The 17,296-nt window shown below is 45.5% G+C and carries 2 protein-coding genes; both read left to right on the top strand.

The window, feature by feature from the left end:
• The first annotated feature begins 11 nt into the window (after positions 1–11).
• The gene (locus K1Y79_RS10000) at positions 12–9,869 is read left to right on the top strand and encodes a non-ribosomal peptide synthetase (protein WP_220249879.1); all 9,858 of its coding nucleotides are present in this window, start codon (positions 12–14) and stop codon (positions 9,867–9,869) included.
• 24 nt (positions 9,870–9,893) lie between these two features.
• Positions 9,894–17,180, top strand: a complete 7,287-nt coding sequence (locus K1Y79_RS09995; RefSeq protein WP_220249878.1) for a non-ribosomal peptide synthetase — start codon at positions 9,894–9,896, stop codon at positions 17,178–17,180.
• Positions 17,181–17,296 lie beyond the last annotated feature (116 nt).

The following is a 17,296-nucleotide window of genomic DNA, read 5'->3' as shown; positions in this document are numbered from 1 at the left end:
ATCGCAGCCTCATGAACATATCTTCAAAAAAGGCGATCAGTATTCTTAAGAAGGCCCGCACCAATGGAGTATTTGTCTTCATAGAAAATGATAAATTAAAAATGCGGACCAGTAACGAGGTGCAGGTAGATGCCGTCTTATTGGATGAGATCCGGCAGTATAAAGATGAGATTGTTGATTTTCTGTTAAACGATCTTGACAGGGAACAAGAGTCTTTACCCGGAATAGTGCCTGCAAAGCGTGAGGAAACAGGCTATCTGCCCCTGTCTTACGGTCAGGAAGGACTTTGGCTGATTGATCAGCTGGAAGGGAGTACGCATTATCATATTGAGGCACTGTTTGAAGTAACGGGAGACCTTTCAGTTAATAAACTGGAGGAAGCCTTTCGACATATTGTTAATCGCCATGAAATTCTGCGTACCGTGATCCGTCAGGATGCCGGTGAGCCTTATCAGCATATCCTTGAGCCTAATAACTGGCAGTTGGAATTTGCTGAACTTCCGGCTGAGGTGCAGCAGGTTACTATTGATACAATGTTATCAGAGTGGTTCGCGCGCCCTTTTGATCTGTCAGCAGATCATATGTTACGGGCCGGATTATTCCGTAAAGACCAGCAAAGTCACCTTCTGCTCATCAGTATGCATCATATAGCTGCTGATGGCTGGGCTGTGTCCGTGCTGATTAATGAGCTGATTGTTATCTATTCAGCATTGATCAATGATAGGCCCGCACTGTTACCTGCACTACGTATACAATATGCAGATTACGCCTTGTGGCAACGTCAGCTTGTAAATACAGGAAAGCTGGATAAGCAGGTAGATTACTGGAAGGAACGATTGAACGGGATGTCCCGCCTATCGCTACCTTATGACTTTGTGCGTCCGGCGATACAAAGTACGCGTGGTGCTCTGGCTAATTATAAGATAGAGGCTGACCTGACAACAGCGCTTCAACTGCTTTCGCAGCAGGAACATGCTACCTTGTTTATGACGCTTCTTGCAGCGTTTAAGGTGCTTTTGTACCGTTACAGTGGTGCACAAGATATTTGTGTTGGTACTGTGATAGCGGGACGTTCACAACAGGAACAGGAGGTGATGATTGGTTTCTTTGCCAATACGCTTGCTTTGCGTAGTCGGCTGAACGGGACCGAATCTTTCCGGTCGTTGTTACAGCAGGTGAAAGATACAACGCTTTCTGCCTATGAGCACCAGGATCTGCCTTTTGAAAAGATTGTAGAAATAGTGGATGAGCCGCGTGATCGGGGGCATCATCCACTTTATGATATCATTTTTACGATGCAGAATATGCCGGAGATCCCCGCTCTGTCATTAGGTGACGCCCGGTTGCACGCAGTACCCCAGCAACATACAACCAGCCAGTTCGATCTTAATATTACAGTATTAGAGAAGGGAGATCTGCTGGAACTGAATATAGAATATTGTACGGATCTTTTCGGGCAGCAGCGTATTGACCAATTGTTTGAACAGTACATAACTGCACTTCGGCATATTGTTGCCCAACCAGCGATAGCGATTGATAAATTGGTTATTGTCAGTGAGCAGGAGCGCCAGCGACTAGAAGTGCTGACAACGCCAGCTATATTACCATATCCTTCCAGACAGTCTATAGGCGAGTTGTTCAGTAAACAGGCATCTGTTAGTCCGGCGGCTACTGCATTGATATTTGAAGATACAAAGCTTACTTACGAAGAGCTGGAAGCGGCTTCTAATCAATTAGCCGCTTACCTGCTACAGTCGGGTATCACCTCTGAGACGATGGTGCCGGTATGCCTTGATCGCTCGGCGGATCTGATTGTGACATTGTTGGGTATTTTGAAAGCAGGAGCAGTCTTTGTACCGCTGGATCCGCGTTATCCGCAGCAGCGTATTGAACAGATGCTGTCAGATACAGATTATAAGCTAGCGATCACCAGTAATGAGTATCGTGACTTATTTAATAACAACGCACAGGTACTCACCCTGGAAGCATTGCAGCCCGTCCTGGAATTAATGCCGGTTGCTGCTGTCCCTTTGGAGATAGCTGCCGATAGTCTTGCATATGTGATGTATACATCTGGTTCTACTGGCCGTCCGAAAGGAGTGATGGTCACGCATCAGAATATAGTAAGTCTGGCATTGGGCAGTGGGTTTCTGGATTGGTCTTCAGCAGATGTGTTGCTGTCAACCGGTTCGCCTTCCTTTGATGCCAGCACGATAGAATACTGGGGTACGTTGTTAAATGGTGCAACCCTTGTATTGTGTGCTGAGGACCGATTACTGGACAGTGCGCAGTTAAAGGAAGAGATAGCGGAGAGAGGGGTGACACGCATGTGGTTTACCGCCGGTTGGCTGAATCAGCTGGTGGATACCGACATCAGCGTGTTCGCCGGTTTGAATACGGTCATAGCAGGAGGAGAGAAATTGTCCACTCATCATATTGGCCGATTAAGGGATGCTTATCCGGATCTGGCAATTATCAATGGTTACGGTCCGACGGAGAATACAACCTTCTCTCTAACGTACACCATTAAAGCCGTAGCAGGGAATGCCAGTATCCCGATAGGTTATCCGTTGGCCAATCGTAGCGCGTATGTGCTGGATCATCACCTGGTACAGCTGCCGACAGGTGTTCCTGGTGAACTGTATGTTGGCGGAGCAGGGTTATCGCGTGGTTACCTGCATCAGCCGGAGCTGACAGCGGAACGTTTTATCCATCATCCTGTCAGCGGAGAACGGCTGTACCGTACGGGTGATCTGGCCCGGGTACTATCAGATGGCAGCATTGCTTACCTGGGTCGTGGTGATGACCAGGTAAAGCTGCGTGGTTTCCGGATAGAGTTAGGCGAGATAGAGCGTGTGTTACAGGACAGTGGTTATATCAGTCAGGGTGTTGTGGTGCTTCGTGGTGATGGAGGTAGTAAACACCTGGTAGCATATGTGGTGCCGGAAGATGATTATGAGGCTTCAGCGTTGCAGTCGTACCTGGAGCAGCGGCTGCCTGATTATATGATACCTTCAGTAGTGATGACACTGTCAGCACTTCCGCTGACCAATAACGGGAAGGTAGACAAGCATGCATTACCAGACCCGGCAGCCGATCAGCTACATGCCGCGCGTTATGTAGGCGCACGTAATGCAGCAGAAAGTCAGCTGATAAGCATCTGGGAGGAAGCATTACAGGTAGAGCGCATCGGCGTGCATGATGACTTCTTTCGTCTTGGTGGCGATTCAATTATAGCAATAGGCGTTATCAGCCGCATCCGGCAAGTGTTTAACAGATCTGTACGGCTGTATGACCTGTATCAGCAGCCAACAATCAGTGAACTGGCATTATTGCTGGAACAATCAGCAGTGATCATGCCAACGGAGAGTGCGGAACATGTAGCAGTTAAAGCGGAGATAGCGGCATTGAAGGCGCAGGTGTTATCGCAACTGGAGGATACCAGTAATATTGAAGATATCTATCCGATGAGTGATATTCAGGGAGGAATGGTAGCGGCTTCTCTGGCCGACCCGGAATTAGCGATGTACCACGATCAATTCACTTATGCTTTTCCTGCGGATCTTAATATTCCTGTATTTGAGAAAGCGTTTGCACTTCTAATAAGGAAATATGAGATATTCAGAACATCCTTTAATCTGCAAGCCCATTTAGGGGGCGTGCAGGTATTGCACAGAAACATTCCTGTTCACTTTGCGCAACTGGATTGGACATCGTTAAGCAGTGATACGGCAGGTAATAGTCTGAACAATTATTTAAAAGAGCAACGATTACGGCCATTTAATGTGGAGCAGCCGCCTTTATGGCGAGGAACACTGATTCGGTTGTCCGATCAGTTTGTCTTTGTATTTGAGTTCCATCATGCCATGATTGACGGCTGGAGTATGGCATCTTTCAACACGGAACTAAATAATCTTTATGCTTCACTATTAACTAGCGCTCCACCGGATTTTCTGCCTGCACTTAAAAGTACTTACCGCGACTTTATTATTGAGAGTCTGGTGGAGAAGCGCCAGTCCACACATACTGATTTCTGGAAGTCAGAATTAGCTGACTACAAGCGACTAGACCTCTTTACATCGGAAGATATTGATGAACGTGTGATCAAGGTCTACGATCATGCGTTTTTGGCACAGGTGACGGCAAAAGCGAAGGAGGATGGACTGACGGTTAAGAGTGTATTTCTGGGTACATATCTCTATGTACTTGGAATGCTGACGCATGAGGATGAATTGACAACAGGTATCGTTACCAACAACCGTCCTTTGCTTCCTGATGGGGAACGTATGTTGGGATGTTTTCTTAATTCCGTGCCGCTTCGTGTTATGAAGAGCGGTATGCATACTACCTGGAAGGAATGGTTTGTAGGCATAGAAAATAAGTTGGTTGCACTCAAGCAGCACGATCGGACCTCATTATATGAAATAATGAAGGTAACCGGGGAATCTTTTTCCGAAGCAAATGCGTTTTTTGATACACTTTTTAATTTCGTTAATTTCCATGTGTACAACAATCTTGACGATGGTAATGTAGAGAATGGATTGCTGGCAGCCGGTATTGATGCTGTTCAGGAGGGTAAACAAACGCTGAACACAGGCTTTGAGTCTACTAACACTTTCTTCAACTGTGCAGTGAGCCTCACCGGAGGGGTACTGGCAGTGTCCTATGTGATGCGTAAGAGATTGAAGAGCGACATTACGTTACAGGAGTTTCATTGCTGGTTTGATGCTATACTGGAAAACTACTTACACCGTTCGGGGGAAGTAGCGGACCGTCATACAGTATTAGCAGCGGTGCAGGCCAGGATGATCCGGTCGGAGTCACCTGCTTTACCTTATCCAGTAAATGAGACAGTAGCAACACTTTTCAGTGCACAGGCGGCAGCTACCCCCGATGCCATTGCGCTTTTGTTTGAAGATGTAAGCCTGTCTTATGCCGATCTGGAAGCGGCCGCTAATCAGCTCGCGGCTTACCTGACACGCCTGGGCATTGTTAAAGAAACGCTGATACCTGTATGCCTGGACCGATCTGCGGACCTGATAATCACCTTACTTGGAATTATGAAGGCGGGTGCTGCGTTTGTGCCATTAGATCCACGTTACCCGCAACAGCGTATTACACAGATGTTATCTGATACCGATTATGCAATAGCTATTACCAGCAGCGACTATCGCGACCTGTTTACCAACAAGGCACAGATATTAACCATAGAAGCCATGCAGCCGGTATTAAATCTGCTGCCAACTGGCCCGTCGCCGGTTGATATTACCGCCGGAAATCTGGCTTATGTGATGTACACCTCCGGCTCTACCGGACGGCCGAAGGGAGTAATGGTAACCCATCAGAATATTGTAAGTCTTGCGCTGGGCAGTGGCTTTTTAGATTGGTCAGCTGCTGATGTTTTACTCTCTACAGGTTCTCCTTCTTTTGATGCCACGACAATTGAGTATTGGGGTACATTATTGAATGGAGCTACACTCGTATTGTGTAATGAAGACCGTTTACTGGACAGCGAACAGCTGAAGGAGGAGATTACAGAGAGGGGCGTGACCCGCATGTGGTTTACCGCCGGCTGGCTTAATCAGCTTGTGGATACGGATATCACTCTGTTTAGTGGCCTGAAAACTGTTATGGCGGGCGGGGAGAAATTGTCAGAGAGCCATATTAGTCGCTTGCGTACCGCTTATCCGGATTTAACCATTATCAATGGTTATGGACCTACGGAGAACACTACCTTCTCGCTGACTTATTCTATAAAGGAAGTACCTGCCGGTAGCAGTATTCCGATAGGCTACCCATTGTTTAACAGAACGGCTTATGTGCTGGACAATTACCAGCAGGAATTACCTGCCGGCGTAGCTGGTGAGCTTTATGTTGGCGGCGCTGGTTTATCAAGAGGATATATTAATCAGCCAGAACTAACTGCAGAACGTTTCATTATACATCCTGTTACGGGAGAACGGTTATATCGTACAGGCGACCTTGCCCGTATATTATCAGATGGCAGTATTGCTTACCTGGGACGTAGTGATGACCAGGTGAAGTTACGTGGGTTCCGCATAGAGCCGGGTGAAATTGAAAGCATTCTGCAAATGAGTGATTATGTTACCGCCGGAGTGGTTATTTTGTCTGGAGAAGGACCGTCCAAACGTCTGATTGCTTATGTTGTGCCAGCAGACGGTTATAATGAAGCAGCCTTACTGTCTTATCTTGGTCAACGCCTGCCGGATTACATGATTCCTGCAGTGATCATCACCCTTGATACGATGCCATTAACAAAAAATGGGAAGGTGGATAAACGTGCGCTACCGGCTCCGGATGAAGAAAATGTACAAAGCGATATTTATGTAGCACCTCGCAACGAGACTGAGCAGGCCATTGCCGACCTTTGGCAGGAAGCGCTAAAGGTAAACCGGGTAGGGGTGTACGACAATTTTTTCCAGTTGGGAGGCGACTCAATCCGTGCGATCGGTATTATCAGCCATTTGCGCAAACAGTTTGATAGCCGTATTAAGCTGTATGATCTGTATAATCCTGGCCATATTGCCGGTTTGAGTGCTATTATCGATGAGCTGCGTGAAACTGATCATAATCTTCAGGATCAATTCAGAGCTGTCATAAAGGCTGAAATAGCAGCATTGCATGAGCATGCGTTGACTGTTCTACCTGATACGGATAATATAGCTGATATCTATCCGATGAGTGATATCCAGAGTGGGATGATATATGCCTCCTTGCTTAACCCCGGACAAGGCATCTACCATGATCAGTTTATCTATCCTTTTTCTGTTGACACGCAACCTGCTTTGCTGGAACAGGCTTTTAAGCTACTCGTAAATAAGCATGAGGTGTTGAGAACCGGGTTCAACCTGGATATCGAAGAACATGGGCTTCAGATTGTATACAAACAGGTGCCAGTGACGCTGAAGCAACTGGATTGGTCAACACTTGATCGCCGGGAGGCAGCAACTAGGATTCAGGAATATCTGGCAGCAGAAAGAGGTAACTCATTCGACGTGACAATTGCACCACTCTGGAGGGGTACATTGGTCAGGCTGAAAGATCAGTACCTCTTTGTCTTCCAATTTCATCATGCATTGCTGGATGGATGGAGCGTAGCCACACTCAATACAGAGTTAAACAACCTCTATTTCAGACTGCAACAGGATAATTCCACAACGACATTAACACCATTAAAAGCCTCTTATAAAGACTTTGTAATAGATAGTATTATAGAACAAAAGCAGGGAGGTAGCAAGGACTTCTGGATGAAAGAAATGGATGAGTACAAGCGACTGGATATCTTCACTCAGGATGATGTCAACGAGCGGTTCGTTCGTACCTATCCCACTGCTTATTTTGAAGAGATCAGGCACAGAGCCTCAACCGATAAGATTCCTCTGAAAGCACTGTTTCTTGCAGCTCATTTGTATGCACTTGGGATGTTAACAGCTGAAAACGAATTGACTGTGGGCATAGTGACTAACAGCCGTCCGGGAATTGAAGATGCAGACAAGATGTTGGGTTGTTTCCTGAACACGGTACCTTTCCGTTGCAATACCAGTGAAAAAGGACTTTCCTGGAAAGCTTGGTTTGAGCAGGTTGCCGACCACTTATTACGTTTGCAAGAGCATGAACGAACACCGCTGGCTATGATTGCTTCACTGACAGGCGAAAAAAGTAATGACGAGAACCCTTTCTTTGACGTAATTATTAACTTCATCAATTTCCACGTTTATGACGGACTGCAGGATGCATTGTTTGAGAAAAGCGATGAAAGTTATGAAGAAGCTTCTCACCAGGACAGAGGCAATGAAACTACAAACACCTTCCTGGACTGCACAGTAAGTGTTACCGGTGGAGTACTTAATGTTATTTATTCATTACGTAAGTCACTGTATAGCGGCATCTCGCTTGAGCGCATACATCATTACTTTAAAGCTGTGCTGGATAGTTATCTGTATCGGTATGATATGCCCGTGAACAGGCAGCTGGTACTGGGTGAAAGCGAAACTAATCAATTGCTGTACAGTCTTAATCCGCAGCCGTTTAATTATCCGGATGCTTATACAATTCATGCGCTGTTTGAAGAGCAGGCGTTCTGGACACCAGGCGCGATTGCCGTTAAAGACAATAATAGTCAGCTAACTTACCTGGAATTGAATAATAGGGCGACGCAGGTTGCCTTGTGGTTGCAGGAACAAGGTGTGACGGCCAATACGCCAGTAGGCATCTGTACAGAGAGAACCAAGGAACTCATTATTGGCATTCTCGCCGTGTTAAAAGCAGGAGGAGCTTATGTAACGTTGGATCCTGCTTATCCTAAAGACCGGCTGAGTTACATGTTGAGGGACGTTGGAGCGACAGTTATATTGACCAGCACAGCAGCCAGCGAAGCAATAGCAGGTTCACTTTTAGAGAGCCATGCTGTATTGAGCCTTGATGCTCCTGACATATGGGATATACTGCCAGCTGTACGGGCTGTGACGACGGCAACAACTCCGGAGGATCTTGCCTACATTATGTACACTTCCGGTTCTACAGGCGAGCCTAAAGGCGTGATGATCACACATAAAAATGTGATCAGCCTTCTGCGTGGCGGAAACCTGGCGGTTTTCGGACCGTTTGATCGTTTATTAGCTACGGGGTCGCCATCTTTTGATGCCAGTACACTGGAATACTGGTCTATGTTGCTGAATGGCGGACAATTAGTGATTACACCGGAACATGAGCTGCTGGACAGCAGTATTCTTCGAGATAAGATTATAGCATCAGGCATTACAAAAATGTGGATAGCTGCTGGGTGGTTACATCAGCTGATTGACTCTGATATAAATGTGTTAAGACCTTTGAAGATGATCATTACGGGTGGAGAGAAGGTATCTACCTCACATATTAATCAGCTCAGGAAAGTGTTGCCGGATGTTGATGTTATTAATGCATATGGGCCGACAGAAAATTCTGTGATTTCCCTGGCCTGCCATCTTGTAAAAAGACATTATGATGGAGATCTGCCGATAGGGAAACCGCCTGCCAATCGTACCGTCTATGTGTTGGATAAACAGCAAAGATTGCTGCCGCAGGGTGTGCCGGGAGAATTATATGTTGGCGGAGATGGCTTAGGTAAGGGGTATTATAACAAACCGGAACTGACTCGCGAGAAGTTTGGCCTACATAGTCTGATTGAAGGAAAACAGGAGCTGCTTTACCGTACAGGGGATCTGACCCGCTGGAGACCGGACGGTGAAATGGATTTCCTAGGCCGTACAGATGAACAGGTAAAGATTCGAGGCTATCGTATAGAACCAGGCGAGATAGAAGCGCAGATCATGCATACCCGGTTGGTACGACAGACAGTTGTTCTGGTACAGGGGCAGGGGAATGGCCGACAACTGGTGGCCTATGTTCTTCCTGCTGCTAATTATAGTAAGGAGTTACTTACCGAACAGTTGCAGCAGCAGTTGCCATCGCATATGTTGCCGACAGTAATCATCAGTCTGGAAAAATGGCCACTTACACCGAGCGGGAAGATAGATAAGCGTGCCTTACCGGAGGCAGACATGCAGGTTCGGGAAAACAAAGAATATATAGCGCCCCGTAATCATCAGGAAGAGTTGCTGGCAAAAATCTGGGAACAGTTACTTGGCATATCACCTATCAGTATGAATGACGATTTCTTTGAACTGGGTGGGCATTCATTAGTCTTAATGCGTGTAAATGCCAGGATAAAGAAAGATATCGGGTTGGATGTGCCAGTAAAGCGGCTGTTTGAATTTAGAACAATAGCGTTGCTGTCATCCTACCTCGACATGTTGTCATCTGTAGAACAGGCACCTGTTGCGGCAGACTATAATGTGTTCGAATTATAATTAACCATCTCTAATATTGATACAATGCAAACCGACTTTAGTAAAGCCATTGATGTATTAAGTAATGCGAGGAAAAATGGGGTGGAAGTATATCTGGAAGATGATAAAATAAAGGTGAGAGTAAAGAAGGATGTAGAGATGGACCCGGCGTTACTTGCTGAGATCAGGCAATATAAAGCAGAAATCAGCGATTTTCTAGGGAATGACCTGATAGAAAAAGGGCGGGAAATGGAAAAAATCCAGCCTGCTCAACGCAAGGAAGGGGAGAAGCTTCCGCTTTCTTACGGACAGGAAGCATTATGGATTATCGATCAGCTGGATGGTAGCAAACAATACCAGATCGTTATTCCCTTGCGGCTGAAAGGACAACCTGATAAGGCAGCATTAGAGGATGCATTACGGGAGATTGTCAGCAGGCATGAAATATTACGTACTGTAATCCGACAGGAAAGCAGCGGGCCGTTTCAGTACGTCAGACCAGCTGATGAATGGCAACTACATATGAAAGATATTCCTGCATCGGCTGATCATTCGCAGGCATTACAGGATGAGATTCAAAAGATATTTAATACAGCGTACGATCTGTCAGGAGACTATATGCTGAAGGCGAATTTGTTCAGTCTTGCCGATGATGACCACTTACTGGTACTTTCCATGCATCATATCGCGGCAGATGGATGGTCGCTTTCTGTAATTGTGCGTGAATTGGTAGAATTATATGATGCCCGTATCAATAGGAGGATGTCTACCTTGCCGATTTTGCCAGTACAATATGCTGATTATGCTATCTGGCAACGCCGGCAACAAGAGGAGGGAATATGGTCGCGGAAGGCAGCGTTCTGGAGCAACTACTTGCAGGATGTTGCCCGGCTTGAATTGCCACTTGATTTTGCCAGACCACTGGTACAAAGCAGCAATGGCAGAGTAGCCTGGTTTGATATCGGCAGTGATCTCGCCATAGCGCTGAAAAATCTGTCTTACCAGCAGCATACAACGCTGTTCATGACCATGCTGTCTGCATTTAACGTTCTTCTTTACCGCTATACAGGTCAGGAAGATATCTGCATTGGAACGGCTATTGCGGGAAGGACGCAGGATGAACTGGAATCACTCATTGGATTTTTTGCCAATACCGTTGTGCTGAGAAATAAGCTGGAGGGGAATCCTGATTTTCAGTCATTGCTACAGCAGGTAAAGAAAAATACGCTCAATGCTTATGAACACCAGGATCTTCCATTTGAAAAAATTGTAGAAGCGGCAGGGCAGGAGCGCGACCGTAGCAGGAATCCGTTGTGCCAGGTGCTGTTTAATGTGCAAAATATACCGGAGGTTCCTCAGCTCAAACTGGGTGATCTTTCCCTGACTGTAGAAAGTATAGACCGGGATACGGCGCAGTTTGACATGAATATCTCTGTGATTGAGAAAATGGACGGATTGTCAATAAGTGTAGAATATTGTACGGATCTTTTTCTACCTGCCAGTATTGATCAGTTGTTCAGGCATTACATTACTTTATTGCAGGATATTGTGAGTAATCCAAAAGCTCGTGTAGATGACTTGTCTTTTTATCAGCAGGAAGAAGCAGCGCTGTTTTCCGAACGAGCTAAAATTACTTATCCTTCCAACCTGACAATAGGGGAGGTATTTAGTACACAAGCATCAGCTACACTATCGGCGACCGCATTAATCTTTGAAGACACAATACTGACTTACGCCGAAGTTGAAGAAGCATCTAATCAGCTGGCAGCGTACTTATTAAAGTCAGGCGTGATTCCTGAAACGTTGATCCCCGTATGTCTGGACAGATCGGCAGATCTGATTGTTACATTACTGGGTATTCTAAAGGCAGGAGCAGCATTTGTACCGTTAGATCCGCGTTATCCCCAGCAACGTATTGAACAGATGCTGTCAGACACTAATTACAAGCTGGCGATCACCAGCAGTGAGTATCGAGATTTGTTTGATAATGATGTGCAGGTACTTACCCTGGAAGCATTACAACCTATATTGGGATTGATGCCGACGGCGGCTTTACAGGTAGATATCACGGCAGATAGTCTTGCTTATGTAATGTATACATCTGGCTCTACTGGCCGCCCGAAAGGGGTAATGGTCACTCATCAGAATGTTGTAAGTCTGGCTTTGGGTAGTGGATTTCTGGACTGGTCAGCAGCAGACGTATTACTTTCAACCGGTTCTCCTTCGTTTGATGCCAGTACGATAGAATATTGGGGGACCTTGTTAAACGGGGCAACGCTGGTCTTATGTAGTGAAGACAGGTTACTGGATAATGAGCAGTTGAAGGAAGAAATACAGGAGAGAGGCGTGACACGTATGTGGTTTACCTCCGGTTGGCTGAATCAGTTAGTAGATACAGATTTACGTGTATTTGCGGGTTTGAATACAGTGCTGGCAGGAGGAGAGAAGCTATCAGCCTATCATATTACTCGTTTAAAGGCCACTTATCCGGATCTTAGGATTATTAACGGTTATGGACCGACAGAGAATACGACATTCTCGCTCACATACGATATTAGGGAGATTACTGCCAATATGAGTGTCCCCATAGGTTATCCATTAAAAAATCGTACAGCTTATGTACTTGATAAATACCTCAGGCGACTTCCGCCAGGCGTTCCTGGCGAGCTATATGTTGGTGGTGCTGGTTTATCTCGTGGTTATTTGAATCAGCCGGAATTAACAGCAGAGCGTTTTATTGATCATCCTGTCAGCGGGGAACGGTTGTATCGCACAGGCGATCTTGCCAGAATTTTACCGGATGGCAGCATTGCTTACTTGGGGCGTACTGATGATCAGGTAAAACTGCGAGGTTTCAGGATTGAATTAGGCGAAATAGAGCAGGTGCTGCAGGATAGTGGTTATATCAGCAGAGGCGTAGTAACAATTTATGAGGAAGGTGGAGGTAAACGACTGGTAGCGTATATTGTTCCGGGAGATAATTATGAAGAGTCAGCGGTACTATCTTATCTGGGGCAGCGACTGCCGGATTATATGATACCGTCTGCAGTTATCGCAATGGAAGCACTTCCTTTGACTAACAATGGCAAAGTAGATAAGCGTGCATTACCACATCCCACGAATACTGGTGTAAATAGCAATAGCTATGTAGCGCCGCGCAACGAGATGGAGACTCAGTTGGTTGCCATATGGCAGGATGCTTTGCATACCGCACGCATTGGTATACATGATGACTTTTTCCGGTTCGGAGGAGACTCTATTATTGCTATTGGAGTAGTTAGTCGTCTAAGGCAAGTGTTTGGCCGTAATGTACGGTTGTATGATCTCTATCAGTTACCCACCATAGCACAGCTATCGGCAGCCCTACCTCAGATGCCACTGCTTTCAGAAAGTGGGAATGAACTGTATAATCAGGTGGAAAGTGAGGTGGCATCAATAAAAGAAGAAGTCTTAAGTCAGCGTAATGATGCTGTGGATATTGCTGACATATTTCCTATGAGCGATATTCAGAGTGGTATGATATATGCTTCAATACTGCATCCCGGAGAGGGTATTTATCATGACCAGTTTGCTCATGTATTACCTGTTGATTTGAATACAAATTTGTTTGAAGCAGCATTTGGTCTGCTGGTGGAAAAACATGCAATACTGCGTACTGCTTTTGACATGCATGCACATGTTAATGGCCTTCAGATTGTGTATAAGCAAACGGTAACCCGATTTGCCCAAATAGATAGATCAGATATAACATTGAATGAAGCAACTGGTTTTGTACAGTCTTATCTGCAGGGGCAGCAGCAGAAACAGTTTGACTTTGAACGTGGTCCGCTATGGCGTGGTACATTCATCAGGCTTGCGGACTGGTATGTATTTGTTTTTGAGTTCCATCATGCGATGCTGGACGGTTGGAGTGTAGCACATCTTAACACTGAATTGAATAATCTCTATTTAAGATTGTTACAGGATAAATCAGTGAATGACTTATTAATACCATTGAAATGCACCTATCGGCATTTTGTTATGGAAAGTCTTGTGGAAAAAAGGTCAGGCAAACATGCATCTTTCTGGCAGCAGCAGATGGAAGGCTATAAAAGATTGAGGCTGTTTACTCATAATCCTGAGCAAAGGAAGTATATCCAGACGTATGATAGCAACTATTGGAAGCAATTAAAGCGGCGTACGGACCATGACCAGATCTCTGTGAAATCACTTTTCCTGGGAGCGTTTCTGTTCCTGACAGGAATGCTGACACATGAGGATGAGATGACAATAGGATTGACTACTAATAGCCGGCCTGTTATGGAAGACGGTGACCGTCTGTTAGGGTGTTTTCTTAATACGATACCTTTCCGTATTAGTAAAGCCGGTAAGAATACTTCATGGAGCAGTTATTTTAATGAAATAGAGAATAAATTAAAGGCACTCAAGGAAAATGAGAATTTTCCATTACTGGAAATTGTAAAAGCAACTGGTGAACTTGCGACAGATGATAATCCGTTTTTTGACATATTGTTTAATTTCACCAACTTTTACGTGTATGATGCGATAAATCCCGGGCTTTTTACTGAGGGACATGCGGCCGCCGCACAGCGGCCAGATCCCGCGCCAGGTAACGATAGGACAAACACATACCTGGATTTTGATGTTAGTATAACCGGGGATGTTTTAACGATTATTTACTCTCAGCAGCGTCAGCTTTCCGGCGGAAGAACGCTGGAGGAACTGCATACATGGCTCAATGCTATACTGGATGCTTATCTGCATCGTTACAATGAGCCTGTTGACTTGCTGCAGATATTATCACATGAAGAAGTCACGAATCTGCTATTAACACTCAATCAGACGTGTAGCGAATATGATACTGAGGCGACGCTGGTGAGTCTGTTTGAAAAGCAGGCAGCAACTACACCCGCAGCAATAGCTGTTGAGGATGATACACTAATGCTGACATATGCAGATCTGAATCAACTGGCTGATAGGCTAAGTTGCTACCTGCAACAAAGTGGCGTATCTGCGGGAACATTATTACCGATGTATGCAGATCGTTCGGTACACTCAGTAGTGGCTATCCTGGGCATACTTAAAGCAGGAGCTGCGTATGTACCGATGGACGTGGAGTATCCCGTAGAAAGGGTGAAGCAGATATTAGAGGACAGCCGTGCTCCTTTTATATTGAATGCAGGTAGCATTTGTGTTGCCGATAGTATAAGCACCATTGCTCATATAGCCGATGTCAGCAAAGCGATTGATTCTACAGCACATTTACAGCCTATCGATATAAGTGTCACATCTGATGCTCCTGCTTATGTCATATATACTTCGGGATCTACAGGACAGCCGAAAGGAGTAGTGGTTGCACATCGTTCAGTCATAAACTTGTTAGGCGACCGTCAACGTGAGTATAATATGTGTGTAACCGACAAGTCGGTACTGACCGCCTCCTTCACTTTTGACGCTTCTGTAGAGCAGCTATTTGTTCCGCTTACCAGCGGGGCGAGTGTTTACATTGCACAGAAGCAGGCATTGTTAGATGCCAGCGTGTTTAATAAGATGCTAGTTTCTAGATGTATAACTCATCTTGATATCACGCCTGGATTATTAAAGCATCTGTTTCCCTTGCCATCCCACCATACGTTGCGACGCATAGTCGTTGGAGGTGAAGATTGTCCTGCCTGGTTACCTGCGCAGCTTTCTTCTGATATTGCTTTTTACAATGAATATGGTCCAACGGAGACGACAGTGACAGCTATTACTTATAAGTACCTAAAAGGTGAGCGCGTTCAAACCCGTATACCTATCGGACGCCCGGTAGCAAATACGCAGGTGTTTATATTGGATAGGAAAGGGCATCTTTTACCACATGGAGTACCAGGAGAAATATGTATTGGTGGGGCGGGTATAAGCCTTGGTTATCTCAATCGTGCAGCGCTGACTGCAAATAAGTTTGTAACTGTGGCATTTGGAGATAAGTATCAGGGAACCATTTATCATACCGGCGATCTGGGTGCATGGCAGCCAGACGGGAACATTGATTATATAGGAAGGATAGATGAGCAGGTCAAGATCAGAGGACATCGTATTGAACCGGGAGAGATCGAACAAATACTGTTGCAAAGTGGGCTGGTTAAGCAAGCTGTAGTACAGGTTACGGGAGAAGATGCTGCTAAAAAGCTGAGCGCATTCGTGGCCGGGTTGCATCCGTCTAACGCTACGCAACTGAAGGATTACCTGTTACAGCGCCTTCCAGAGTATATGATTCCTGCCGAAATAATTGAATTAGAAGATATGCCGCTGACTGCCAATGGTAAGATCGATCGTAAGGCATTAAAAGCCCCTGACCGGCCGTCAGTGCATACATATCATCCGCCTGTAAATAATATGCAATATCGCTTGTCTGAGGTCTTCAGCGCGGTGCTTGGCTTGCCTTCCGGACAAATTAGTATTCATGATGACTTCTTCCGTATCGGAGGCAACAGTATTCTGGCGATGCAGTTGATAAACAAGGTAAATCGTCAGCTTAATGTCGATCTACGAGTGGTTGATATCTACCTGACGAAAACCATCTCACGCCTGGCAGAACTTCTGGGAGATAAAGAACGTGAACAGCAGTACATCGTCAGGCTTAACAAAGCAGTTGATAAGCCGCCTTTGTTTATGATACACCCTGGTAGTGCCGGTGTTGAAGTTTACACTTCTCTGGCCGAAGAGTTAGGAACTGATTATACCTGTTATGGCATAGAACCTTATAACAGAAGTCATCATGAACCGATTCTCCAATTGCACGCATTGGCAGCAAAATATCTTACATTCATTGATGAGGTGCAATTACCGGCGTATCCGGATCATTATGTACTTGTAGGATGGTCGCTCGGTGGACAGATTGCGTTGGAGATAGCAGCAATACTCGAGCAAAGGGGTGTTAAGGACATTCGCGTTTTTCTACTGGATACCGTATTGCCTGATGGTGATGAACTGTTGGTATCGCTGACAAACACTATTGCCGGTAATAGTTTGCCAAGCGACACCTATGAAGCAGGCGTATTACAATTGGGCAATCAGCCACTATCTGCCAGATTGCGTCATACCCGGGTCATTTTGCTGAAAGCAATGCAGAAGTCAGAAGCACCACTTATTCATGCTTCTGAAGCACTTGATGCTTTGACAGATCATGTTCTGGCATTACCTGACAATAATATAAGGAATGTGCTGGCCGATCCTGCTAATTTTGAATTGATACAATTACATGACGTGCATCATGAAAATATCTTAACAGATATATCTGCTATTCTGCAGGTTATGCGAAGCAATAAACGTCTCGTTTCTTATAAATAATTGTTCGTCAGGGGGGAGGAATGATGTCGGTCGCATAAGTACTGAATCATGATGATTCCCCCCGACTAATTTTAGGACGATAGGAATTTTTAAGGGCACTATTTCAAAGTGCCTCC

The organism is Chitinophaga rhizophila (assembly GCF_019492185.1).
Taxonomy (GTDB): Bacteria; Bacteroidota; Bacteroidia; order Chitinophagales; family Chitinophagaceae; genus Chitinophaga; species Chitinophaga rhizophila.
The sequence above is the reverse complement of the archived record's forward strand: the minus strand, read 5'-3'. Positions and strand labels throughout refer to the sequence as shown.

Coding starts and splice junctions, on each gene's coding strand:
- K1Y79_RS10000 (WP_220249879.1), top strand. CDS start 12: ATGAACATATCTTCAAAAAAGGCGATCAGTATTCTTAAGAAGGCCCGC.
- K1Y79_RS09995 (WP_220249878.1), top strand. CDS start 9,894: ATGCAAACCGACTTTAGTAAAGCCATTGATGTATTAAGTAATGCGAGG.